The sequence below is a fragment of the Ruminococcus sp. BSD2780120874_150323_B10 genome (assembly GCF_015553695.1).
GTDB classification, from domain to species: Bacteria; Bacillota; Clostridia; order Oscillospirales; family Acutalibacteraceae; genus Ruminococcoides; species Ruminococcoides intestinale_A.
On the sequence record NZ_JADNHD010000011.1, the window covers coordinates 64,420 to 88,704 of the forward strand.

At 37.3% G+C, this 24,285-nt stretch carries 23 protein-coding genes; 14 read left to right on the forward strand and 9 right to left on the reverse strand.

Annotated features, from left to right (window positions below; all coding sequences use genetic code 11):
* The first annotated feature begins 538 nt into the window (after positions 1 to 538).
* From I2E21_RS08465 to I2E21_RS08485, 5 genes are all read left to right on the forward strand, one after another.
* The gene (locus I2E21_RS08465) at positions 539 to 1,507 is read left to right on the forward strand and encodes an RHS repeat-associated core domain-containing protein (RefSeq protein WP_195411054.1); all 969 of its coding nucleotides are present in this window, start codon (positions 539 to 541) and stop codon (positions 1,505 to 1,507) included.
* Between the two features lie 13 nt (positions 1,508 to 1,520).
* The gene (locus I2E21_RS08470; protein WP_022234295.1) at positions 1,521 to 1,988 is read left to right on the forward strand and encodes a hypothetical protein; all 468 of its coding nucleotides are present in this window, start codon (positions 1,521 to 1,523) and stop codon (positions 1,986 to 1,988) included.
* Positions 1,989 to 2,062: 74 nt separating this feature from the next.
* On the forward strand, positions 2,063 to 2,446 hold the full coding sequence (locus I2E21_RS08475) for a hypothetical protein (RefSeq protein ID WP_117704938.1): 384 nt from the start codon (positions 2,063 to 2,065) through the stop codon (positions 2,444 to 2,446).
* A gap of 236 nt (positions 2,447 to 2,682) precedes the next feature.
* Positions 2,683 to 3,165 carry a hypothetical protein gene (locus I2E21_RS08480; protein WP_195411055.1) on the forward strand — a complete coding sequence of 161 codons (483 nt, stop codon included), beginning with the start codon at positions 2,683 to 2,685 and terminating at the stop codon, positions 3,163 to 3,165.
* Between the two features lie 531 nt (positions 3,166 to 3,696).
* Entirely contained in the window at positions 3,697 to 4,071 is a 375-nt protein-coding gene (locus tag I2E21_RS08485; protein ID WP_195411056.1) for a TnpV protein, read from the forward strand.
* Between the two features lie 282 nt (positions 4,072 to 4,353).
* Here I2E21_RS08485 and I2E21_RS08490 read toward each other — a convergent pair whose 3' ends face one another.
* Together I2E21_RS08490 and I2E21_RS08495 are read right to left on the reverse strand one after the other, a co-directional pair.
* A complete protein-coding gene (locus I2E21_RS08490; RefSeq protein ID WP_195411057.1) occupies positions 4,354 to 9,030 on the reverse strand; it encodes a DEAD/DEAH box helicase in 4,677 nt (1,558 codons plus the stop codon).
* A complete protein-coding gene (locus tag I2E21_RS08495) occupies positions 9,023 to 11,770 on the reverse strand; it encodes a hypothetical protein (protein WP_195411058.1) in 2,748 nt (915 codons plus the stop codon). Before I2E21_RS08495 ends, I2E21_RS08490 begins: the two co-directional genes overlap by 8 nt.
* 730 nt (positions 11,771 to 12,500) lie before the next feature.
* Here I2E21_RS08495 and I2E21_RS08500 point away from each other — a divergent pair.
* The 5 genes from I2E21_RS08500 (at position 12,501) to I2E21_RS08520 (ending at position 14,493) form a co-directional block, all read left to right on the forward strand.
* Positions 12,501 to 12,710 carry a hypothetical protein gene (locus I2E21_RS08500; protein ID WP_176775184.1) on the forward strand — a complete coding sequence of 70 codons (210 nt, stop codon included), beginning with the start codon at positions 12,501 to 12,503 and terminating at the stop codon, positions 12,708 to 12,710.
* A 205-nt stretch (positions 12,711 to 12,915) separates the two neighbouring features.
* Positions 12,916 to 13,230, forward strand: a complete 315-nt coding sequence (locus tag I2E21_RS08505) for a hypothetical protein (RefSeq protein ID WP_195411059.1) — start codon at positions 12,916 to 12,918, stop codon at positions 13,228 to 13,230.
* Positions 13,227 to 14,048, forward strand: a complete 822-nt coding sequence (locus tag I2E21_RS08510; RefSeq protein ID WP_195411060.1) for a ParB/RepB/Spo0J family partition protein — start codon at positions 13,227 to 13,229, stop codon at positions 14,046 to 14,048. The genes I2E21_RS08505 and I2E21_RS08510 overlap by 4 nt, the downstream gene beginning before the upstream one ends.
* Position 14,049: 1 nt before the next feature.
* A complete protein-coding gene (locus I2E21_RS08515; protein ID WP_195411061.1) occupies positions 14,050 to 14,289 on the forward strand; it encodes a hypothetical protein in 240 nt (79 codons plus the stop codon).
* Complete coding sequence (locus I2E21_RS08520; protein ID WP_015524265.1) at positions 14,290 to 14,493, forward strand: hypothetical protein; 204 nt, start codon at positions 14,290 to 14,292, stop codon at positions 14,491 to 14,493.
* Between the two features lie 48 nt (positions 14,494 to 14,541).
* Here the strand turns inward: I2E21_RS08520 and I2E21_RS08525 are convergent, their stop codons facing one another.
* From I2E21_RS08525 to I2E21_RS08550, 6 genes are all read right to left on the reverse strand, one after another.
* The gene (locus tag I2E21_RS08525) at positions 14,542 to 16,218 is read right to left on the reverse strand and encodes a recombinase family protein (RefSeq protein WP_002569190.1); all 1,677 of its coding nucleotides are present in this window, start codon (positions 16,216 to 16,218) and stop codon (positions 14,542 to 14,544) included.
* Positions 16,219 to 16,318: 100 nt separating this feature from the next.
* A complete protein-coding gene (locus I2E21_RS08530; protein ID WP_022621154.1) occupies positions 16,319 to 16,486 on the reverse strand; it encodes a transposon-encoded TnpW family protein in 168 nt (55 codons plus the stop codon).
* A 474-nt stretch (positions 16,487 to 16,960) separates the two neighbouring features.
* Positions 16,961 to 17,221: a helix-turn-helix domain-containing protein gene (locus I2E21_RS08535; protein WP_002590583.1), complete on the reverse strand. Its 261-nt coding sequence runs from the start codon at positions 17,219 to 17,221 to the stop codon at positions 16,961 to 16,963.
* Positions 17,202 to 17,633, reverse strand: coding sequence for a sigma-70 family RNA polymerase sigma factor (locus I2E21_RS08540; protein ID WP_009255547.1), 432 nt, complete (start codon positions 17,631 to 17,633; stop codon positions 17,202 to 17,204). The genes I2E21_RS08535 and I2E21_RS08540 overlap by 20 nt, the downstream gene beginning before the upstream one ends.
* A gap of 536 nt (positions 17,634 to 18,169) precedes the next feature.
* Positions 18,170 to 19,159 carry a 23S rRNA (adenine(2503)-C(2))-methyltransferase RlmN gene (gene rlmN / locus I2E21_RS08545; RefSeq protein WP_004607971.1) on the reverse strand — a complete coding sequence of 330 codons (990 nt, stop codon included), beginning with the start codon at positions 19,157 to 19,159 and terminating at the stop codon, positions 18,170 to 18,172.
* Entirely contained in the window at positions 19,160 to 19,327 is a 168-nt protein-coding gene (locus I2E21_RS08550; protein ID WP_118350021.1) for a cysteine-rich KTR domain-containing protein, read from the reverse strand.
* A 399-nt stretch (positions 19,328 to 19,726) separates the two neighbouring features.
* On the opposite strand from I2E21_RS08550, the gene I2E21_RS08555 reads away from it, so the two are divergent.
* From I2E21_RS08555 to ltrA, 4 genes are all read left to right on the forward strand, one after another.
* On the forward strand, positions 19,727 to 20,080 hold the full coding sequence (locus I2E21_RS08555; protein WP_004607969.1) for a helix-turn-helix transcriptional regulator: 354 nt from the start codon (positions 19,727 to 19,729) through the stop codon (positions 20,078 to 20,080).
* A gap of 259 nt (positions 20,081 to 20,339) precedes the next feature.
* On the forward strand, positions 20,340 to 20,669 hold the full coding sequence (gene mobC, locus I2E21_RS08560) for a plasmid mobilization relaxosome protein MobC (RefSeq protein ID WP_118592097.1): 330 nt from the start codon (positions 20,340 to 20,342) through the stop codon (positions 20,667 to 20,669).
* Positions 20,630 to 21,979 (forward strand): relaxase/mobilization nuclease domain-containing protein, encoded by a 1,350-nt coding sequence (locus I2E21_RS08565; RefSeq protein WP_195411062.1) that lies wholly within the window; start codon positions 20,630 to 20,632, stop codon positions 21,977 to 21,979. The genes mobC and I2E21_RS08565 overlap by 40 nt, the downstream gene beginning before the upstream one ends.
* Before the next feature lie 645 nt (positions 21,980 to 22,624).
* Complete coding sequence (gene ltrA / locus I2E21_RS08570; protein ID WP_024739147.1) at positions 22,625 to 23,929, forward strand: group II intron reverse transcriptase/maturase; 1,305 nt, start codon at positions 22,625 to 22,627, stop codon at positions 23,927 to 23,929.
* A 119-nt stretch (positions 23,930 to 24,048) separates the two neighbouring features.
* On the opposite strand, the gene I2E21_RS08575 is transcribed toward ltrA, so the two are convergent.
* The coding region (locus I2E21_RS08575) for a cysteine-rich VLP protein (RefSeq protein ID WP_195411063.1) at positions 24,049 to 24,285 on the reverse strand (237 nt) is incomplete at its 5' end.

Below are 24,285 nucleotides of genomic sequence, written 5' to 3' on the forward strand. Positions count from 1 at the left end.
TTTTTATTATGGAATGACAGTAAAATTCTTGCATTTAAAAGTAATCATTGCTGATTTTAATATTTTGAATTATATATTAGCGGTACATCTTTTTATGCTGTTGTCAGATATTTTTTTATGCGTTTCGTGTAAACATAACTGTGATGAAAAATATAATAAATATCCGAATCACAAAATAATGGATACTGATAATAAATCTAATAAGATTAGTGTTGGATTTTATATATCGTCATACAAGAAATTTAAAATATATACTGATAAAGTGAGCACGAGTAAGTATTTTAAAATATTGTCTTATTTAAATCTTATAATAGCTTTGTTTTTCTTGAATTGTATATATCCGATACCGAGTATGATTTTCTGATATTGATGTGTGCAATCAGCCATATTATGATAATTATATTGCAACATTGGTGGTTTATTACATATGCCGATTTAAGTAATTCAGATGACTAAAGCATAATTTAAAAATCAGTCGTTGTCATACTTAATAACAGTGTGACAACGACTTGGCTAAATTGTAAAAACATAAATTGAGTTGAATGCACTAATAATAGCGGTAAGCTACAAGGCAAATTTTTCAACTGACGCAGTAACCTATTATTATGCGCATAATTGGAGAGGTGATATTACTTCAATATATGATGCTGGCGGTAATGTTGTAGCTAAGTATGAATACGATGTCTGGGGTAATGTGCTCACAGTATCAAATGCGAGCAATCAAGAAATTACAGACCCTAACCATATTGCTAACCTCAATCCATTCCGCTATCGCAGTTATTACTATGACTCTGAATCAGGCTTATACTACCTTATGAGCCGCTACTACGACCCTGTTACCCACAGATTTGTGAATGCAGACGGCTATTTCCAGTCAGGCGATAACATTCTTGATACTAATATGAATGCGTATTGTCAGAATAACCCGGGAATCTATATTGACACAGGTGGTTGTTTTGTTACTACAGTTGGCTTTTCTGGAGATTGTACACTTTTTTGGGGAGTGAATGCATCTATTTGTGCAGCTTTCGACGGAAATGGAGATACTGCTTTGCAATTTTCATACGCCGGAACCAATTTAAAAGAAAATCCATATTTTGGTGTTGCTGATTTGAGTGCATCAATGCCGATTGGCTTTTATTGGGATGCAAATAGTGTTGATGAATTATCTGAGAGACGCTATTTCTATTTTGGTGGTTCTGCTGGTTTTGGCGGTTTTTTAGGTGTTGATTTAGTTTTTAGTGAATATGGTTTTGCGGGTATTGTTATAAATCCAGGTGGCGGCTTAGGTGCTGATTTCCATACATATACACCGACAACTAATACAATATATACAAGTACCTCGAATACTCCCAAAACGACTAACAAGAATATAAAAAAGAATATGAATAAAAATAATACAAACAATAATAAGATACATAATAAAAACTCTCAGAAGTATTGTCGTGCTTGTGGAAGACCAATAGGAAAAGGTCCGGGTTTTTGTAGTTCTCCGTCATATTATTAAGGAGTATAATGCTATGATTTATGATAAGAGTATAACAATTAATACAAATCTTTCTTTAGATAATTCCAAAGAAAAATTGAAACAACTGACTTTTCCTTATAGCAAAGCAAGTAAGTACAAATGCGACTTTATTGGCAGAATATCAGATGATAGTTTTGATATTACACTTAATCTATCTGGTCCAAGAGAACCGATAAGAACAAAAGTTGTGGGCTGTTTTAAAAGTAATAATGAAGGAACTATCGTTTATGCAAAACTAAAACCATCACCAGTAACATTGTTTTTTCAGATAATATATAGTTGCTTGTGTATATTGTTTTTTATTATTTTTTTATTGTATAATCCTTCAACCATATTACTTCCTATATTAATGTTTTGTTTTGGTAATTTGGTGATGTTAATTTTTATTAGATCTAATTTTAATACAACAGAAAATATATTACAAAAAGCTTATTGCAATAAATGTGAAATTAGAGCATAGAAAAATTAATTGTTTTCGCTAAAACAAAAAATTGTCTTAAAGATTTAAGAATATTTCCTTTAAATTAATGTGAAGTGTTTTTTGAAAGGATACATAATATTTTTAACTGGGGCGACAAGCTTACACGCTACAACGGAGAAACAATAACCTATGATGAAATAGGCAATCCGCTTTCATATCGTGACGGTATGGAAATGACTTGGCTCAACGGCAGAAAGCTTACAACCCTACAAAGCGGCAATGACAGTATCAGCTATAAGTATGACAGCAACGGCGTAATAACAAGTAAAACCGTAAATGGAGTTGAATACACATATGAATACCTCAACGGTCACCTTATGCACGAAACAAGGGGAGAAAAAGTATTTGACTATTGTTATGACGCAAACGGTCAGCTGTATGCAGTAAGCTACAAGGCAAATTCTTCAACCGATGCAGTAACATATTACTATTTTTAGTGTTAATGCTTTATTAATTGCAGCGATTTTATACGGTTACGATTCATCATACTCAACTCAAACTGTTCCTGCAATATAAAAATATCAGAAAGGTATATTATATGTATAGTATAATTAGAATAATAATCACTATAATAGTTTTCATTTTCATAGCAAGGATTTGCAAGCCCAAAAAGAAAAGAATGTATTTCCTAATCATTGTTTCAGCATTATGCTTTTGCACAGTATTGGAATTCTTGCCGATTGAAAACCTATTTATAGATTTTCAATCTCCTCAACAGGTTATTAACTATTTATATCCATCAAGTGAAAGAATAGCTGATGTTGTTTATGATGAAAAATCTTGTATGGTTATTTTAGAAAAAAGCAAGAACAATTATACCAACACATATTTGGGGACAGACAATAATTCATATAAAATTACTACTGTATTTGATTATTCAACAGAAAGCCAATATGATGATAGATATGTTAACTTAAGCATAACTCATATTACTAACTCCTCTGACTATTATTTATGTGGCACATATTATTTCGGTGAAGATATTCAAACTATAAAAGATACTTCGGACTCAGATATTAAATTTATTCCTATTGGAGTTATTAATTCTAAGCAGTCTTCTAAGGTATATAAATCATATTTAATTTATGGTACTATAAATAGTTACACAAAGAATTATTCTTTAGAAATAAATAATCAAACTATAGTTTTTAATTAATCGCAACTTACTATTGCAATTTGCGAATTATTTTTTTTAAAAATTTAGCTTATGTTTTGGGAATTTATTTAGGTGTTGGCTCTATACTACAATCAGTAAAAAGAATATGCAAACTTAAAAAGGTAAATTCCTTAAATGGGAACGAACAAATAGCAATGTTTAGAAATGATAGAAATAAAAAAATAATTGCATTAGCTGTATTTATTTTATCATATTTTGTATTCTATCTTTTTAAGTAGTTTTAACACAAACAGTCAGTTAAAGTTTTTGCTTTGACTGACTGTTTTGCTATTAATTGCAAAACTATACATAATTAAAGCCAAGATGTTCATTTGCTGAATATAAGAACAAAGGGTATCAATACTGTTTTGTATTGATACCCTTTGTTGTTTGGTGCGAATGTTCATATAGGATTTGGCGAAATACAGTTTTAGCGATAGTCGAACATCATATTCAAATAATAATCCGCACATTCGCAATTTTACTTTGTTTTTCGTATAATGAACTTACTGAAATCAAGGAGGTTTTAATATGAAAACAATTTTTGAAAATAACGGCGGTACTTATACGCAGGTCGGCGACTATTTATTGCCTAATCTTTCGTTACCAGCGGAAGAAAAAGAAACGAATATCGGTGTATGGGCAATGAGGCACAAACGATATTTGAAGCAAACCCATAAAGTGCATTACTACAATTTGCTGACAAGTGGTAAGCTCAATTTATATCTTGTCGACATTGATAAACAGGCTCAAAATCTTTTTTCTCGGTTGGTAAAAGACCTTGCCGAAAAAGAAAATGTTACAGAAAAATTGAAATCGGATAGCCCAATATTGTGGGTGCAAAAGATGAACAACATTCGTAATCGAGCAACAGAAATTGTTAATGAACAAGTAATATACAACTAAAAACAAGGCACAACTTACGGAGAAAAATCCAGTAGGCTGTGCTTTAAATTTTATTTACCAAGTTGCAATGCATAATCTTAGCAAGCAGACCGGTTGGATATCCAAACGGTAGCTTGCCCACTTTTCACACAATCTCAGCGAGCAAATCAATTGTGGACAGGTTGTCCAAATCGGTTACTTTCACTTTGTTGTGAAACAAGCGGTGTGTTCGGACAGCTACACTACCAAACACCTCGTTAGGGACGCCCTAAGACCTACACAAACAAAAACATTTAATAACTATTACTGAATTTCTCTTATAAGACCTTCAATAATATTTCTGGCGTATTTTCGCTGCAATTTGCTGTGGTATGCTTGGTTATAATAGTTCCTGAGACAATTATAGCATGATGTGTTTTCATCACAACACGGTTGAGACACCTTATCATGAGCAGTTTTAAGTGAATCTATCACAGCATCTTTACTTGTTAGACGTTTAACATGACCCGCACCGCCGGGAACATTATCATAGATTAAAACATCATAACTATGTAAATCTAAATTCGGTTCAATTATTCCGTCAATATCATTTCTGTCTACTTCTAATGCATTGCTTATACCTTCAAGGAATGCATACATAAAGGATAAAGCAGCCGCATAATCCCATGCTGTGGATGATGACAAAGACGGTATTTTAAAACGAGCAACATCGGTTTGAAAACGATGTCCTAATTTTATCTGTTCTAATTCCTCGCAACTACAATCAAATTGTCTATAATTCTTATGTTTGCGTGATGTTATCATAGATGTAGTATTTCCTTTAATGATTTCACTATATCCACATTCCGGACACATATAAAAAGCTGATTTGTTCATTATAAGTAATTCGTCATTTGTACTGGTTTCTATTTCGATGGTATCACCAATGTGGATATGAACATCATCTTTTATTCCTCCGCCTATATAGGATATTTCGCCAGAATACGAGCGCTTCGGTTTCATTCTTGTGCTTTCTTTTGTGTCTCCTGTTTTAAAGCCATATATCGGCTCTATATAAAATTCAGCTTTTTCAGCTTTGAGAGATTGACCACAGTATTTACACTCGTCAATAGTTCTTTCGCTAACAAAAACATTTACTTTCTTACAGTTTGGACAAACACAAAAATAATGCTTTGGAAATTGTTCACTCTTGGGTAATGTAATATACTTTGAAGTATATTTTTTCTTGTCAACAATTATTTCTGAATCAGGTGCATATTCTGAAATTGCAATTTTGAGATCTCTACTTAAATCATATTTTGTGTCAATTTTGCCTTTTTGATTGTAAATTTGAAGTTCAACCAAATCTACAGGAAAACCGTATTTGGGTATTACGCTATACTTTGACAGAGAACTGATCATATCCAATTTATGTAATTTTTCAATTTGTGTTTTATAATAGTCTGCTTCTTTATAGTTTTCTTCTCTTAACGCTTCCTCCTGAGCTTTTTTATATTCATCTACAGTTTCTTTTATCGCATCTGCAAAGTGTTGTAATTTTTCATCGTTTCCACCCATATCATCAAACCATTTAAATTTATGATATTCGGCATATTGTTGACCAGGAAGAACCCGTTCATTTATATATCGATTTAAATCGCTTGGACGGCTTGATATAAATTCGTTGAAGCATTCAATTCCTTCTCCGAAGACGAATTCGTCGATATTTTTAAAATAATTTGGATGTTTACGGAAGAAAAATCCCAAACACGCAGCCATAAGATGCCTCAATATGATCTTGTGGTTAACTACATTAAAATATGGCGGTTTGATTACGCCGCTAATCATTTTCTCGGGTTCGCAGAAATATGTATAATCATGTGAACTTGTTCCGCAATAGGTAAGGATATATGCCGCACTATCCTTTCTTCGTCCTGCACGACCTGCTCTTTGAACATAGTTTGCCGGTAGTGGCGGGACATTTCTCAAAAATACAGTTTCCAAATTGCCAATATCAATTCCCATTTCAAATGTTGTTGAACAAGAAAGAATATTAATTTTTTTATTCTTAAAATTTTGTTGATATTGTTTTGCTATTTTGCGCTCGAGCTGAGCCGTGTGTTCTTTAATTACAATACTTTCAATTTTTTTATTTTTGTACTGATTTCTATAATAATTTGAAGCTAATATTTCATCCGGATTTATTTCTCTGAGTTCACCGTCGCACTTGTCATGAACGCATTTTCCATGTACATTGTACGGAGTAAGCCTTTTGCATTTTGAGCAGATGTAATACGGTGATGTTTTATAGTTTTTTACGATATACTTGCTTACATTTATTTGATACCATTCTTTAGAATTATGCTTCTTTAGAATACCACCTTCTACAGCCAAATTATTAAATATTACATGCAAAATTTCTTTTGCAGTTCCTTCGTCACATTCACAAACCTTTTGGACATAGCGAACAACCATATTGTCTTTTGCTTTGACAGGTAAGAAGCTCCTCACGTTGTTCAATGCTCTTGGACATTCATACATTATATAATTGTCAAAGCGCCTATAATCCAAACTTTCTCTTTTTTCTTCCGGACTAAGAGAAGATTTAACGTAATCAATAGCCGGAGTGGTTTTGAATATGCCGAGCACCACTTGCATTATATTTTCTAAGTCTTTTTTTGTAATATGATATTGACCAAATTCAGCGGCGACATCATCTTCGGAAACTTGTGAAAATATATCACTTAAATCTAAGTCGAAATAATATAACCCCAATCCTTCACTGTCATAAGAACCATCGACTTTTAATAGATCTACAAGAACAGAAATCCACGCATTCTTATTTGCTTCCATATCGTTTGGAAACAAATCTTGTTCTTTAATCATTTTTGATAATCGGGCGACTAATTCGTCAACTGTTATATTTTTATAATTGTTTTCCTTTATGATTTCCCAAATCAGTCTTTTTTGTAACATTCTTGTATGGTTAGAATCAAAAAATGTTGCAAAAAAGCTTGCTTGCTGGCGGCTGTCAGAAAAAGCTAAAAATTGTTTGATGTTATTTTTGCTGTTTTCGGTTACCGATTTATCCTTGATTTTTAAAGATATTTTTGGTGCTTTTTTTGCTTGGATTTCACAGTCATCAATAGCCTCATAAAGAGTTTGAGCTATCAACGCAGTACCTTCATCCTTTCCAAGACTAAGGCTTTTTACTATTCCCGAATGACTTTTGTGACCGCAGCAAGGGCATTGATTGATATTATTATAAACAATTTCATTTCCATCATCGTTCGTTTGAGTTACTCGATAAATTGAACGAATAAAATTCTTATCACAAGAACACTGTCTTGCGTTCAAGTTGTTTGCTATATGAATCGCTCCGCATTTTGAACAAACTTTGAATTCCTCCAGAGCATCGCTTTCAATTTCGGAATCTGTAATATTGTCCATTAAAAAATAATCTAAGCTGACTGATTCATTGTTTCCATAATTCTCATATATGTCGATTTCTTTATTTTGTATGAGATAGTCTATTCCATCAGAAGAGTTTTTATAAATTTTCCCAATAATATAAGGAGAACTGCAATAACGACAGTTACCCAATTCAAAAGCCTTAAAACCATCAATTATATTTGTCTTTGTTAAACTTAATTTTGGGTTTTCTCCTAAAGTTACATAAGCACCCGACAAAGGGCGAACGAATGAATGATATTTTAAATCGAATAAACCAATCCCATTTTTTTCAGATTGGTTGATTAGATCTATTAAATCCACAAGTTGTGCTGACGATAACGTGCCGTTAAATTCTTTGAGAATTGTGTTAACAGCTTTACTTCCGTTTTTTAATGATTTATATAAATCATATACATGTCTATCATGAACCAGTAATTCATATAAATATTCATGCATGTCAGCAGTTTCTATATTGCAATATGTGGATGCCACTTTTGCAATGGCATTCAAATCATTTTTAGCATTTTTAATAAGTTGATAGTCAGAGCCTGATATTGTATATTTTACAAGATCCTCTCTAAGAGGTATTCTCTTTGAAAATATAATATCTTGGATGCTAAAGTCAGAAGATGTTAAATTATGGGCGAACTCAATAATTTCATTTTCTGATTTACCCTTTTCACCCAATGTTGCACTCGTAAGAATAAAGCGAGGTTTTTTCGGTGCGAAACCAGTGAGCCTTCGCATAAGAAGGGACAATTCTATCCCTAATGCACCATGATATGTATGGGCTTCGTCTAATATAACAAATTTCCAATTGCTTAATCTTTCAGGTGTAAAAATTGCATAGTCATTAGGACTAATCAACAAGTATTCCAACATTGAGTAATTTGTAAACAGTAAATGCGGTGGATTATTACGAATTTCTTCTCGTGAAATAAGCTCGTTTTCAGGTATAACAATATTATTTTCTTCAGCATGTTTTACTCGATAGTTTTTCGAGACGGTTTCTTCAGTGTCACCTGTAAAAAAGCCATATGTTATATCAGGAAAATCAGCAAGTATTTTTCTTACTCGTTCTATTTGGTCATTAAGAAGTGCATTCATAGGATATAAGAATATTGCTCTTATTCCAATTTCTTGATTCCCTATTTCTATATCATTCGTAAGTTCATTTAATATAGGCAAGAGAAAGCTTTCGGTTTTTCCCGAACCCGTACCGGTTGTAATAACTGCATTATGACCGGAGCAAATATGACGAATGGCCTCTTCTTGGTGAGAATATAATGGTCGTTCAAAGTCAATGTCACCGAGTCTTTTGAAAGTTTGGCATACAACACCTTCACTGATTAGCTCATTTAAATTCTTACCTCGTTTGAAAGGAAGATTCAAGTCAACATACGGACCTTTGAATAAGTCCTCATCATCCAACTGCTTTTCGAACAAAGATTGAAGACGGTCTGACTCAAATTGAAAAGAAGACCTTAGATATTCCTTGTATCGGTTATTGATATATTCCGAACGTTCAATCGGATTTCTTTTACTCATAATTTTTCTCCTCATGTACTGCTATACTATATGAAAAAATGTCTATGGCGGCACTGTCATCCATAGTGTTTTTTATTCCGTGATGTTCAAAATCCATAAGTAGACCATCTCCGTCTTTTGTAACAGAAAGCTCAATTATTCCATCTATTACATCACTGCACATTTCAACCTCAACAGGATTTATGTTGTCAAGCATATATGCTCCCCTAAGTGTTTTTGCATAAACTTCCCCAATAAAATTATCATTATTGATCATATTCACAAATTTTATATATGTAGTATTGAAAGAATATTTTTTTCTGACGAAAATCCCTTGTATTAGTTGATCAAAATACACATCTTTAATTTTAAATGCTCGTCCGATAAAATCTTCTCTGGCATATATTGTTTGTTTATAAGTTGCAAGAGCTTTATCTTTTTTTAATGTAAGCCCTTTTTCTTTCTCATAGAATGTTATTGTGTATTCTACAAATGACATTAAATTCTCAACTTGAATTGTTACATTGTTTTTTACAAATTGACTTTGATAGACATCTCTATTATCAGCAGTAATCGTAAAAAAGACATTTCCTTTTCCGTGAAATTTTGGCGTAATGTCAAGAGACTTACTGTTGGTATTGTATATAATCGATGTTTTATTTGTGTCTATTATACATTTGTTATAACACCATAATGCATTTTTAGCTATACCATTAACTAAAAAGAGAATAGATATATAATCATAATTTGTTTTATACGAATTTAAAAATCCCACTTTAACACGGTGATATATAGCACCGGTTTCAAATTTAGGCGTTTCGTCAATATACATGCCGGTAGAAGTAAGCATTGATATAGCATCATATTTGAAATTATAAATTTCTATAACACTGTCAGGTCTAATGTCGCCAATCCAAATATCATCCTTAAATGACAGCCATTGACCGCCGTCGATTCTATACATATCCATCTCAAGCGGAATAAAATAGTTGTATTTTTTGTCATCATAAGTGATACACAACCAGTTATCATTAAAATCTGAAATAGTAATTTCTTTTAAAATAGATTCGGACATTAAAGAAGACCCTACATATACCAAATATGATTCTGCATCTATTTTATCAACTTCTGCTTCTAATTCATTATCAATTGCAAAATGACACTCAAAAATTTTATTTCTTTTTCCGTTAGCCCACCCATATATCTCGGACATATATACACCGGGTGACATGTCTTCTATGTTAACAGATAATTTTGAGCTTGTTTCACCTTTTATAATGTTCTGTTTAAATTCCTCCTGTTTTTGAATTTGACCATTAACTATAAAATCGAATCTTGAATATTTATTCTCGCATTCGAATTTCAAAGATTTTACTTGTCTATAAACGGGAATTTTTCTATCACTGCCTTCTTCTGTAAGAAAATGGTTATCATATAACTCGCCTATAACACCAGGTTTTAATAGTGATGAAAAATTAAATACAACATCGCCAATTGTGATTGCATCTCCGGCTTTTACTATTTTATGACTAAGATAAAAGTCATTATCAGAGTCTTTTATACAAAACGTTGCTACTCCGGAATAGTCTGTATTGTTCTTGATTTCATTTCCGTTTTCATCAAAAACAAAATAATCTCTAAAAAGCTGATTTTTGCTGCTATAAATCACATCTTGGTTTGACATAAGCATATACGTAATTTCGCCAAAAGGATTATTTAAGCGTATCTTACTCAGAGTCACTCGGTATCCACCTATAATTTCTCTAATATCCGGCGAATAGTTAGAATAAATTTCTTCATCACCGTTTTTTAAAATAATATAAATATCTCTGTAATCATAGATGGCTTTAATTCTGTGAATTGGTGGTACCATATAAATTTCGTTATTTGCTAAAATATATATCGGCTCCCAGCGTGAGCGGAAATCAGAACTTTTACGAATCTTGTTTTTCTCTTTTTTCTCTTTAATTTTAGAAGTCCATTTTTCATAACCTAATTTTAAGTAAGGATTTTTAACAATAAATTCGTTGCCCCACACTCGTTTGTCGATAATTTCAGCAACTTTCATGCTTAACTCAATTACATTGTTAGTATCGTTTGAATTTGTTATTAGTTGTTTTGTTGACTTAATTAGTTTGTACGATTTTTTCGTGACATTAATTTGAATATCGTCATCATCTAAAAGCATATTTGAGCGCAAACTATCGAATATAAATTTGAAATCTTCATACAGTTCCTCCTTATCATCGGAAATGCTATATTCTAGATTTAATTTGTAAATATCATAAATGAAATCAAAAAACGACGGCAAAAACGCATTTGGAACAATTGCGTTTGTTAAAACAGTATTGATTATGCGTGAGTTGCTTTTAATATCATTTTCAGTTCTGAACTTGCTCAAAATTGAACGAATTCTTCCTTCTATCTTTTGCGACGAAAATTCCTCATATAACGAGGCATAGACACAGCTGACATGGTCATAAAAATTGCCATCATAATACATCATAGCAATTAAAACCAGTGAAATAAATATAATTTCCGAACCGGATGCATATGTATCGGAATGCGAGGCTAAATCATTATATAATTTTTCTTCTGCTTGTCGGTGAATTTCGTCAATTATATCAGTTGCATTTGGATCATCTAATAAATTCATCAATTCCAATCCAATATTGACTCTTTCATTTACTTGGTTTTTGAGGTGTTTGATTTTAATTTGGACATGATTATCAATACTATCTGTATATTTATCAAATAACATATAATCACACTTCCTCCCCGTTAAGCTATGTTGATGTCAATTTGCGAAAAGATGTTAATTATTATTTATATACTTATATAGTCATTATAATATAATATTTGACTTTTTTCAATGTTCTACACCAACAGGTAAGTTTATTAAGGTCTTAGGGTGTCCCTAAAGAGCAAAATTACCGTTTGGATATACAAATGGTCTGCTCGCTAAGATTGAACATTCGATATTGGATTCTCATCACCAATAATCTTTACAAATAAAAATCAAGGCACAGCTTACGGAGAAAAATCCGTTGGCTGTGTCTTTTTCTTTTTGCCTATTAAAATTGAATACCAAATTCAAACTAACTTTTCCCCTTCGATTTGATAAATCGGAGGGATTTTTTTATTTTCGGAAACTTTTTCTCTTCGGATGGGGTACAAAACGGCTCTCCCGGTTTAAACAAGTGAGTGGGTAAGTAAAATTTTTTGAAAATTAGAAAAATGGGTGTGCATTTCGGCACCCTTTGTCCAAATGAATAGAGAGGTAAATATTAAAAAATATAAATTTTTCAAAAAACACCCCCCCAAAAAAAGCGTTCTCAGTTCAAACAAGTGAAGGGGTAATAAAAAAATATTGGTCAGAGGGTTAATTTTTGCCCGTTTTCGTTGCCTACCAAGTGAGAGGGAAAATTTATTTGCAAATAGGGGGTGCAAAATGCCTTTCCCGGTTCAAACAAGTGAAGGGAGTTTTTACAATGCCGAGATTATCAAAGAAAGCAAAACAAGAATGGGATTTTTTCATAAATCCCGAAACAGGCAGAAGAACATACAACAGCCTTTGTCGCAAATGCAAAAACAAATGCAAGCAAAGTCACAAGGCAATCGTTGTTTTCTGCCCGAAGTACAAATCCAAAAGAGGTGCAAAAAGCGTTAAAAATCGCCGTGAATATGATGACAGCGGTTAATTTGATATAGCGATACTTGTTTTCAATAAAAAGTCGATACAAAAGAAAAATTACCGATTTCGGTACCAAATCAATACAGAAACAGAGATGTAAAGCAAAGATAAATCGATGATTAAAACAAAACGGAGAGCAGCCGTATAAATATATAAATAAATATATAGCTTTTACTTTCCGATAAAGAGAATTTATTAAGAAGGGATATATTATGATTCAAAACAAAGTTTACACAAGAGAAGAAATGAGAGAAGAACACATCATTACCTCCGACTACAAATTTATTGATAAAGAGGGCGAATACTTCGCAAAGTTGATAATGCGAGCAGAGGCAAGTCGAAATATGATGCGACTTTTTCTTCGGCTAAGTGACGGAAGAAAAATAATCACACCCGTATTTTGGTGGCAGAGTTATCTTGGCTTTTACGAGATAGATAACGGAACAAATTTAAGATTGATTTATGAGAAAAACCATAAGGGTATTTCCCTCAAAAAAGTTGAAATATTAAAGGAGGCAGAAAAATGATAAAAAACATAAGTATAGATTTGCTTGTTCCTTTTGAAAATCATCCGTTTAAGAAAAGAAGCGGAATTGAGCAACAAGAATTAACAGAAAGCATAAAAGAAAACGGATTGCTTGAACCGATAATTGTCCGTCCTTTTCCGGCCGGTAAATACGAAATTATCAGCGGACACAGACGAGTTGAAGCCTGCAAAGCATTAGGGATAACAAGCATACCCGCAATAATCGAAGAACTTACAAAAGACGAGGCGATTGTGCAAATGGTGGATTCAAACATACACCGTGAACATATCTTGCCAAGCGAAAAAGCCTTTGCCTACAAAATGAAATTAGAAGCCTTAAAACATCAAGGTAAAACTTATGGACAAGTTGTCCACAAGTCAAGAGATAACATATCCGATACCGAAAGCGGCAGAAATGTTCAGCGATATATACGCCTGACATACTTAATACCCGAATTGCTTAAACTCGTTGACGAAGAAAGGATAGCCTTTACTCCTGCGGTTGAAATTTCATATCTGTCGGAATGTGAACAACAAATATTGCTTGAACAAATAGAATTTACCGATGCTACGCCGTCATTATCGCAAGCACAAAGATTAAGAAAATTCAGTAAAGACGGTAACTTTTTCGTCGATACGGTTTTCGCCGTTCTCAATGAAGAAAAGCCAAATCAAAAAGAGCAAGTGCGAATATCCGTAGATAAGTTGCGAAATGTCTTGCCAAAAGGGTTGGATAAACAAAAGACCGAAGATTTCATAATTAAAGCTTGCGATCATTACAGAAAATATTTAATCCGACAGCGTGAGAGGGAGAGATGATATGAAAAAGCAAATAGTAAATTTCAGCTTGGGTACAGGCGAATATATGATAAACGGAGTAAGATATATCGTTTGCGGTAAATTTGAGGATTTTAACATTAAAAAATATAGCGACAGCAATCATTTGAATAACAGATTGAAAAAATATCTCACGGGCGATTTCGCAGAATTGTCTGTTGATAGCATCAATGATAAAATGACAGATGAATATGATTGTTCGACTGTCGGAAAGGAGGATTAAATGCAGTCGAAAAACAAAAATCAAATAGGGATAACAGCTCTTTATTGTCGTTTGTCCCGTGATGACGGAACGGAAAGCGAGAGTAACTCCATAGGCAATCAAAAGAAGCTGTTATCACAAAAAGCAAAAGAAATGGGCTTAACGGATACAAAATATTATGTGGATGACGGATATACCGGAACAAATTTTGTTGAGGTAAGATAACGATACCTTTTTTGCAGAGGGTGTTATCTTACCTCTTTTTGATGTATGTTAGATAGCATAACTCTTTACGTCGGCTCCTATCTGTCTGAAATAGGAGATACTTTCAGTAGGCTTGTCGCCTGTATCAACTCTGCCGACAAAGCTATAAAAGATTTCGATTTTGCGGGTGTTCGTTTCCTTATCCAGTTCGTGAATAAGAATACGGTCAATAAATTCATGGACGTTTTCGTAGGTCAGTTCTTCAATCGCTGTGTATCTGCGTACCAGTGCGACAAACCTTTTTACGTCCGCGCTGCGCTCGGTGGCGTTGTCGATTTCCTGTGACAGCTCCGCAATCCTCCGGGTCAGCGTCTTTTTTTCTTCATCATAGCCGGAAGTCAGAAAAGCAAATTGTTCATCTGAAAGTTTCCCTAAAGCGTTGTCCTCGTAGAGCTTGCGGAATAAGATGTTCAGCTCGTTAATACGGTTCTGCGCCTTGTCAAGTTCTTTCCGCTGCTGTGTCAGCGTCTTTTGTACTGCCTTTGCGCTGCACTCGTTGGCGGTTTCGATAAACTCCTGTTCATGCTCTTTCACATAAGACGTTACTCGCTGCAAGTCTGCAAGGACAAGTTCTTTCAATACGCTTTTGCGGATATAATGCGTAGTGCAGAGCATATCATTTCTTGCCCGGTTGCGGTAGTTGCCGCAAGTGTAGGCGTGTTTCCGTTCAAGCGTCCCGGCTCCGCGTACTGCATACATTTTGTAGCCGCAGTCCCCACAAAAGAGCAGCCCGGAAAACAGGTCAATTTCATCAACCTTTGTCGGGCGTTGCCGGGTGGCAATCCGCTTCTGTGCAAGTTCAAAGGTTTCTTCATCAATCAAAGGTTCGTGAGTGTTGGGGAAGAAATACCTTTTTTCCTCCGGGTTCTTTTTCGTCTTTTTCGACTTATAAGATACCTTGTAGGTTTTCCCGGTTATGGTATGCCCTAAATACTCTTTCCTTGTCAGAATGTCGTACAGTGTCTTATCCGGCCAGTTGTACCATGCGTTGAGCTGTGGGCGGGGGTGGCGTTTGCTCCCTGTCCTGCGGTAGCGCAGTTCCCCGACGGTCAATATCTCATTGTCCCGCAGCCAGTTCTGGATTTCACACATACGGTCGCCCCGTACATACATTGCAAAAATCTGTTTTACGACGTGTGCCGTTTCCGGGTCGGGTATCAGATGATTGCGGTTATCCGGGTCGATAAGGTAGCCGTAAGGAGCTTCGCCGTTGACGCGCTCGCCTTTCTGTGCCTTTGCCTGTTTGACAGCCCGGATTTTCTTTGAGGTGTCGCGGGCGTAAAACTCGTTGAACCAGTTCCGCAGAGGGGTAAACTCGTTATCTTCCCTCGCTGTGTCTACACCGTCGTTAATGGCAATGTAGCGCACTTCGTATTCGGGGAAAACAATCTCTATCAGTTCGCCGGTTTTCAGATAATTACGTCCCAGACGGGAAAGGTCTTTTGTTATGACGGTCGCCACGTTCCCGGCTTCAACCTCATGCAGCATGGCTTGAAGCCCCTCACGCTCAAAGCTCACGCCGGAAAATCCGTCGTCTACAAAAAAGCGTGTGTTGAAAAAGTGGTGTTCGTCAGCATACTTTTGTAAAATCAGTTTTTGGTTCTGTATGCTTTCGCTTTCCCCGGCTTGCATATCTTCCTGGCTCAATCTGCAATATAAAGCGGTAATCTTGTCTGTCTGTAACATTTTGTCCTCCTTTCCGACGACAGACAAGCATGGTATTTGTACTGTCTATATTATACCACATACCGCTGCCTGTGTCATGTATAAAATGTGAAGAAACGCCCTATTTCCGGGCGTTTGCGGGGTTCAGCTCCATGTCCTTGCGAATGAGCTTCTTTATCTTTTTATCCAGTGTGTCCGTTGCGCGTTCACTTGCGGACGAACATACAAGGTAAGTAACTTTTCCGATTTTATGCTCCGTTGTGGTAACGGGCGTCTGGTTTTGCGTCAAAGAAAATCCCCCTTTCTTTCGCAAACATATAATACAGTCTATGAATAGCAGCAAGTCCACTATTCAAGAAAACAAAGGCTTTAATCGGACGGTTATTAGCATAACCTCATGGGAATTTCACCCCGGCATGGTTCTCATGCAGCCCTACCCATTGCCTGCGACGCTCTTAACGCTCGGACTGTGGCTGTAAGGAAGTATCATTGTATATTTTGCGTGTCGTCGCCCGCAAGCCGCTACACTTGCTTTCCGGCGCGGTGTTGGTCGCTCGGCTGTCCGGGCGGGGATAACCTCACCCGGATAGCGTCATGGCGCACCCACCGTATGGCTCGGCGCAAAAGGAACGTATCCGATTTGCCCTATGCTGCGCCGCCGTTATCTTGCGCCGCTTTCTTTGTCAAGGTTCAGAATGGCTTTGCTGCCGCGTCAGCAGCGGAACGGAAAAGGGGGAGAGAGAAAGCGTCCCGCCGCTGCGGTTTATTCCTCTGCCTTAAAGGTGAGGACAGCCATCATCAGTTTTGCTTGCAGCCGTTCCCGAATGTCGTGGTCTACGCCAAAATAGACGTTCCCGCGCTCGTCGTACAGCTTCCGCATGGAGAGGCGGGCTATGTAGCCGCTGAAATGCTGCAAGACAATCTTCATAGCGTCCGGGTCGCCCTTTGTCGCTGCCAAAATGACAGGATAGGGAACAAGGGCTTTTTCCGGGTAGCCGGGTTCGTTACCATTCGTCCCATTCATCAGCATTTTCCTCCAGATATTTTTTTAGCAGCTCAAAAGAGCTTGTCCGCCTGTACTGTATCGTGCTTCTCGACGTATCGAACAGCTCCGCAATCTCGGTGTCGTTCATTCCCTCGAAATAGTACAGGAGTACGGCTTTGCGCTTTTCTTCCGGCAAAGTACGGATTGCTTCAAGAAGCAGCTTCGGCGTGATTTTCTTCCCGGCTCTTTCAAAGGCGATTTCCCCTTTGAAATATTCATCAAAGGTATGAAGCTGCCGCGCTTCTTCTAAGGTCAAGTCGGAAAAGGTAATCTCCCTTGCCTTATGCCTGTGCAGCTCTTTGTGAGCGTCACACGCTTCATTGTGCAGTACCGTATTACAAAACTTCTGGAAAGCGCACTGTTTTATAAACTCCCTGCGATTAGGTTCCACATTCTCACCCCCTTTCTCGTTGGAAAGTTGGTGGTGCTTCCCCCTTTTCGCGGGGCAATACTGCCTTTTGAAAAAAACGCCGAAGATTTTCGGATTTTTTTCAAAAAATTTTTTGAGCAGCAAAATACGCCTGTCCGAAAAGCCCGGACAGACGTATAGGTATTGTAAGCGGTATTCAGATGATTAGACAGTTCATATTGATAGACGTAGTTTTCCCCGGCGGTGGTCGGGCTTTTTTTGATGTGTCAATGACCGTCGGATTTTGTCGATATGGTATGTGCTTCATGGCGGCTACCTCCTTTTAGCCGCCGCTTTTAACAGTGATACCGCGTCATTTCATTAGAAGATAAAAAGAAACGGCGGCTTTGGTTTTTCAAAGCTGCTGCGGAAATCAAAGAACGACAAGCAACAGTTCTGATTTTGCTCCAATATGGTTATTGGGGGCACAAATTAAATCAAAAAAGAGCCGATAACAGCAGTATTTCAAACTGCATATTATCGGCTCTGCGTCTGTGCGTCTGGCTCTTTTAATTAAATTATTTTTGTTGTTTTTTGGCTTTATTATATGTATTAGCTAACTGTCCACAAGCTGCTTTAATCTCTCTACCATGAGAAACTCTCATGGTAACTTCAAGTCCTGTTTGCTCTAATTGATGTTTGAACGCAACCATTTCTTGTTTTTGTGGTGCTCTAATTTTTGAATTACTCGTCGGGTTGTATTGCAGCACGTTAATCATAACATTTTTGCCCTTAAACCATTTTGCAAGTTGCCTTATATCTGAGGAACGGTCATTTATACCTGGTAAAAGCAAATACGCAAATACCACTTTTCGATTATGCCTTTGTGAATAGGACAATGCTTGCTTAACAACATCTTCAATAGCGTACATGTGCATATGAGGAATGATGCAGTTTCTCGCAGCCTGTGTTGCTGCATGTAAAGATATTGTCAACTGAATTTTTAGATGTTCTTCGCGCAATTTTTTTAATTGATTAACTGGACCAACTGTTGATACGGTAATGCCGTCGGTTGGAAAGTTAAGTCCATTTCTATCTCGAAGAATATGGATTGCTGCAATCAAGTTGTCGTAATTGAATAAAGGTTCTCCCATTCCCATAAAAACGATACGATTTACTTTTTGACGTATCAATATGACCTGTTGCACAATTTCAGATGGTGTTAGATTACGAACGAAACCATTGCGTCCGGACTCACAAAAAATACAGCCAACAGAACAACCAACTTGCGTACTTACGCAAACAGTCCCACCATCTCGCCGTTTAATAAAAACCGTTTCGATATACCTGTTGTCTTTCAATTCATAAACATACTTTTCAGTATCGCTACTTTTATAGACTTTTTTTGTTGATATTGATAGATTTTTTTTGTGAAATGGCTGTTTATACAATTCCGCATATAAGGCTCTTGCTTTATCCTCTCCAATTACTTCCGACATTTCTTTGTAAGTAAATCCGTATGGGTCATTCAATATTTCCGTAAGTGTACTTTTAGGTAAGTGTTTCATTTAATATCCTTCCTTTTGTTTTTCAGAGTTTTTGATTATGATTTCTAATTTTTCAACATCAATGATATGTGTTAATTTACATTTAGGGCAGAAAAGAGGAAAATTTCTTAATACTGTATTATAAAATACTTGAACCCTCGTCTTTCCGTTACAAATTGGACATTTTATCTAATATTTTTCAAGCATAATATTTCTCCTTTTGTGCAAAAAAATATAGGTCAATTCTCAACATGAGCATTGACCTGCATTTATACATATAACACTACAACAAAATTAAGGCATAGTTTTTATACTATGTCTATACATCGTTAGTTTTGTTGTATAGCATACGCAAAATAAGCATGACAAAAAAGCCCATATTGAAAATGGGAAAAATCTTTTTTGATTTCAATGCTTATCGAATACGCATGCTATGTAACATAAACATTTCCCCCTTTTAATAATACTATACAAAAAAAGCGGCTAATTGTCAACATATACATATGAATTATTTTGGCTAACTGATTGAATTGTGTAGACATATCCAAGAAGAAAGGGGAACAGTAAAATGTAACAGGGTGAATAACTATGGCAAAAAGACCAGTACCGAAATACGATTTCAAGGCTTTTGGGGCAGCGATAAAGGCGGCGCGGACAGGGCGCAAGGAGAGCCGCAAGAAAGTGAGCGACGAAATGTTTATCTCGCCGCGCTACCTTGCGAACATTGAGAACAAGGGGCAGCACCCAAGTTTACAGATTTTCTTTGAGCTTATGCTCCGCTACAATATATCCGTAGACCAGTTTCTTTTGGAAACGCCGCCAGAGAAGAACACGCAGCGGCGGCAGCTTGACGCGCTTCTTGACGGTATGAGCGATACAGGCATACGGATTGTGAGCGCAACGGCAAAGGAGATAGCGGAAGTCGAAACAGAGGGCAGATAAGAAGTGTCCGTCAGAATTGAATAAGGTTTAGAGAGCGTTGTAATCTTTTTTTGAGGATTGCAGCGTTTTTCTTTTGCGGAAGTTTGGCAAAACCGGGCATAGCTCCGTAGTAAGGCATAAGGGATAAAAACATTCGTAGCAAGCATAGGAAGCGGGTACCCACTTCCGTATTTTCTCCCGTTTCGCGCCCTGCGCTGCGGTTGAAAATTGCTTGTTGGGAAGTGTCCCAAACCCTCGGAATGGAAAGGAGCGTCAAAGCATGGACGGACGGAAAAGAACGGTACAAATCAAATTCAGAGTAACGGAAGCAGAACGGGATTTAATACTTGAAAAAATGAAGCTGATACCCACCCGGAATATGGCTGCGTATCTTCGCAAGATTGCCATTGACGGGTATATCGTGCAAGTAGACCATACCGACATAAAGGCAATGACAGCGGAGATACAGAAAATCGGTGTCAACGTCAATCAGATTGCAAAGCGGGTAAACAGTACAGGCAGCGTCTACCAAGAGGACATAGAGGAAATAAAGGGGGTGCTTGCGGAAATATGGCGATTACAAAGATTAAGCCTATTAAGGGAACGCTAAACAAAGCCCTTGATTATATCCAAAATCCCGCAAAGACCGACGAAAAAATGCTTATGTCCTCTTTCGGCTGCTCCTATGAAACGGCAGACATTGAGTTTGGTTTTACTCTGTCGCAGGCGTTGGATAAAGGGAACAATTTAGCACACCATTTGATACAATCCTTTGAGCCGGGAGAAGTCGATTACAGAGAAGCCCATGAAATCGGGCGGCAGCTTGCCGACGCAGTAACCAAAGGACAGCATGAGTATGTTTTGACTACCCATATTGACAAGGGGCATATCCATAACCACATTATTTTCTGCGCGGTCAATTTCGTAGACCACCACAAGTACAATTCCAACAAGCGTAGCTATTACGGTATACGGAACATGAGCGATAAGCTGTGCCGGGAACATGGCTTGTCCGTTGTCGTTCCAAGCCGGGGCAGCAAAGGGAAAAGCTATGCGGAGTACCAGGCAGAGAAAACGGGTACCAGTTGGAAAGGCAAGCTGAAAATTGCCGTGGACACGCTTATTCCCCAAGTGTCAAGTTTTGAGGAATTGCTATTGCGGTTAGAAGCTGTGGGCTATGAGATAAAACCGGGTAAATACATTTCCTGCCGTGCTCCCGGACAGGAACGGTTTACCCGCCTTAAAACCCTCGGCGCAGATTATACAGAGGAAGCTATCAGAGAACGGATAAGCGGCAAACGTGCCCGCGCTGCGAAAGCTCCCCGCGCAGATCGCGGCGGCGTTAGTCTGCTCATTGATATTCAGAACAGTATCAAGGCGCAGGAAAGCCGGGGCTATGAGCAATGGGCAAAAATCCATAACCTGAAACAGGCAGCGAAAACCATGAATTTCTTGACAGAACATAAGATTGAACAGTACGCAGAATTGACCGCAAAAATCGCGGAAGTTACCAAAGCAAACGAACAGGCAGCGGACAGCTTGAAAGAGGTTGAAAAGCGGCTTACCGATATGACGCTGCTTATCAAGAATATCAATACCTATCAAAAGACCAAGCCCGTCTATGCTGCATACCGCAAGGCAAAGGATAAGGAGAAATACCGGACAGCCCATGAGAGCGATATTATTCTCTATGAAGCAGCGGCAAAGACAATTAAGGCGGCGGGGATAACCAAGCTACCAAGCCTTGCCGCCCTGCAAGCAGAGTACGCAGCACTTCAAGAGCAGAAAGAAGCCCTGTATGCCGACTATGGGAAGCTGAAAAAGCAGGTCAAGGAATACGACGTTATCAAGAAGAATATCGACAGTATTTTGAAAGTGGAACGTCAGCCTGAACGGGAAAAAGAAGCAGAGCGCGGATAAATGAGCGCAAAAAAAGAACGGACGCGGCAGCCGATATGTTGGCCACCGCGCCCGTTTTCTCATAGGTGCAGCTTTTGAAATGTTACGCAGTAGAACCGCGATTTTAGGGGTAAAGGTATCAATCCTTTACCTCTTTGTTTTGTGTGCCAAGCATGGCACTAATCTTGCTGGTGAAAGTCCAGCCACGGGTTTTTACCGCCAAGTGTAGCGAATCACAAGTCGGTATCAGTAATGATATAGATGGAGGAAGTGGTGTAGCAAAGTTCTTGAGCCTACGAACAGAAACTTGATAAGGCGATTAGGTGGGGAAGGCTGCAAACCAAGCCGAAGCCCAAATGGTAAACGTAAACCGAAGTTGTAAATCAAGAGGTTGTGGAATGAAAGATTAGTGTCTTACCTTGGGAGACCCTACCCACATATCGTAAGATATGGTCGAAAAAGGTTTGGGGAGGGAGTCAGATGAAGTCATAGTAGGGGTAAAAGCCGAAGGACTGAAACGATTTATAGTACGAATCGTTATTAAAAGAATGATGCATTAGCCAGAAATCAGATGGACTGGAAAAGTAGGAACGTAACCGAGGAATACTGTCTGGATCGAGAGGGGTGATGTGCATAAATTTTGTGATAATAAGAGGAGTAACAACAATGGAATTAATAGATGTGATTACATCAAAGGAAAATCTAAACAGAGCTTATAAGAAAGTAGCAGCGAATAAAGGGGCAGGTGGAGTTGACGGAATGAAAGTCGGGGAACTTGGTGCATACATCAAAGGAAACAAAGACGAAATTGTTCAATCAATCAGAAACCGAACCTATATGCCCAAACCAGTACGAAGAGTTTATATTCCGAAAGATAATGGAAAAATGAGGCCATTGGGGATTCCAACGGTTTTAGATAGAGTAATACAACAAGCGATTGCTCAGCCAATTATAGATATTTATGAAGAAATATTCAGTGAATTTAGCTATGGTTTCAGACCTGGAAGAAGTTGTCATGATGCCATAAAACAAGCACTGGAGTATCTGAACGAGGGATATGAATGGGTGATAGACATAGATATAGAGCAATTCTTTGATAAAGTAAATCATGACAAATTAATTCAAATTCTTAGAGAGCAAGTGAATGACAGTACCACATTGCACCTGATTCGGAAATATCTGAAAGCAGGAGCAATGGAAAAAGGGCTGGAAAAAGCAGCAATAAGCGGAGTGCCACAAGGTGGTCCCCTGTCTGTTGTGCTGTCAAACGTATATCTTGATAAATTAGATAAGGAACTGGAACAAAGGGGACTTCGGTTTACGAGGTACGCAGATGACACAATAGTATTCACTAAAAGTGAAAAAGCAGCCAACAGAGTAATGAAATCCATAACAGAATGGATAGAAAGAAAGCTGTTCCTAAAAGTTAATGTTACAAAAACGAAAGTAGTCAGACCAACAAGAAGTAAGTATCTTGGCTTCACTTTTCTCAAACATGGAGGGGAATGGAAAGTAAAACCCACAACAGGAAAGAAAAAGAAACTGAAACAGAAGCTAAGTGAATACCTTAAAAGAAATAAAGCGATTGCACGACCGCTGGCTGAAACAATAAAACGAGTGAATGAAATAGCGAGAGGGTGGATTAATTATTTCAGAATCGGAATGATGAAACAATTTATGGAAGAGTTTGGAGCATGGCTAAGGCACAAGATGAGGGTGATTGTTCTAAAACAATGGAAAGTGCCTAAGAGAATATACAAAAATCTGTGCTATTTAAACCAGAAATATAAGTGTGGATTTGACCATGAAGCCATATATAAGGTAGCAAACTCAAGGCTCGGTTGGTATAGACGAAGCGGAATGAATGTTGTTAATTATATAATCAGTCCGGAAGTACTGGAAACAAGAATAAAGGACGGAGCAGGACTGCTCAATCCTTTAAACTATTATCTAAGAAATGTTGGAATATAGGTTGTAGAGCCGTATACGAGACCCGTACGTACGGTTCAATGAGAGGGAAATAACACTCGCTGTTATTTCTCTACTCTATTGTGTCCGAAAAGCCCTGCAATCAAAGGCTTTTTTCGCCCCTACTGCGTAACAAGAGTACGCTTTTTTCTCATGCGCTCGGCTGTCTGTCTGCGGGTAATTCGCTTTCGGCAGTCCGGGCAATATTTGACGCTGTTTGACTTCGACGCAAAGGACGTGCCGCACACGGTACACTTCCGCATATCGTCGGTATGGTAAAGCTCCGCATAGAGCAGCTTATCAAGAGGAAGTACGGCAATCCGAAACCACTTACAGAGCAGGGAATAGGAAATGAGCTG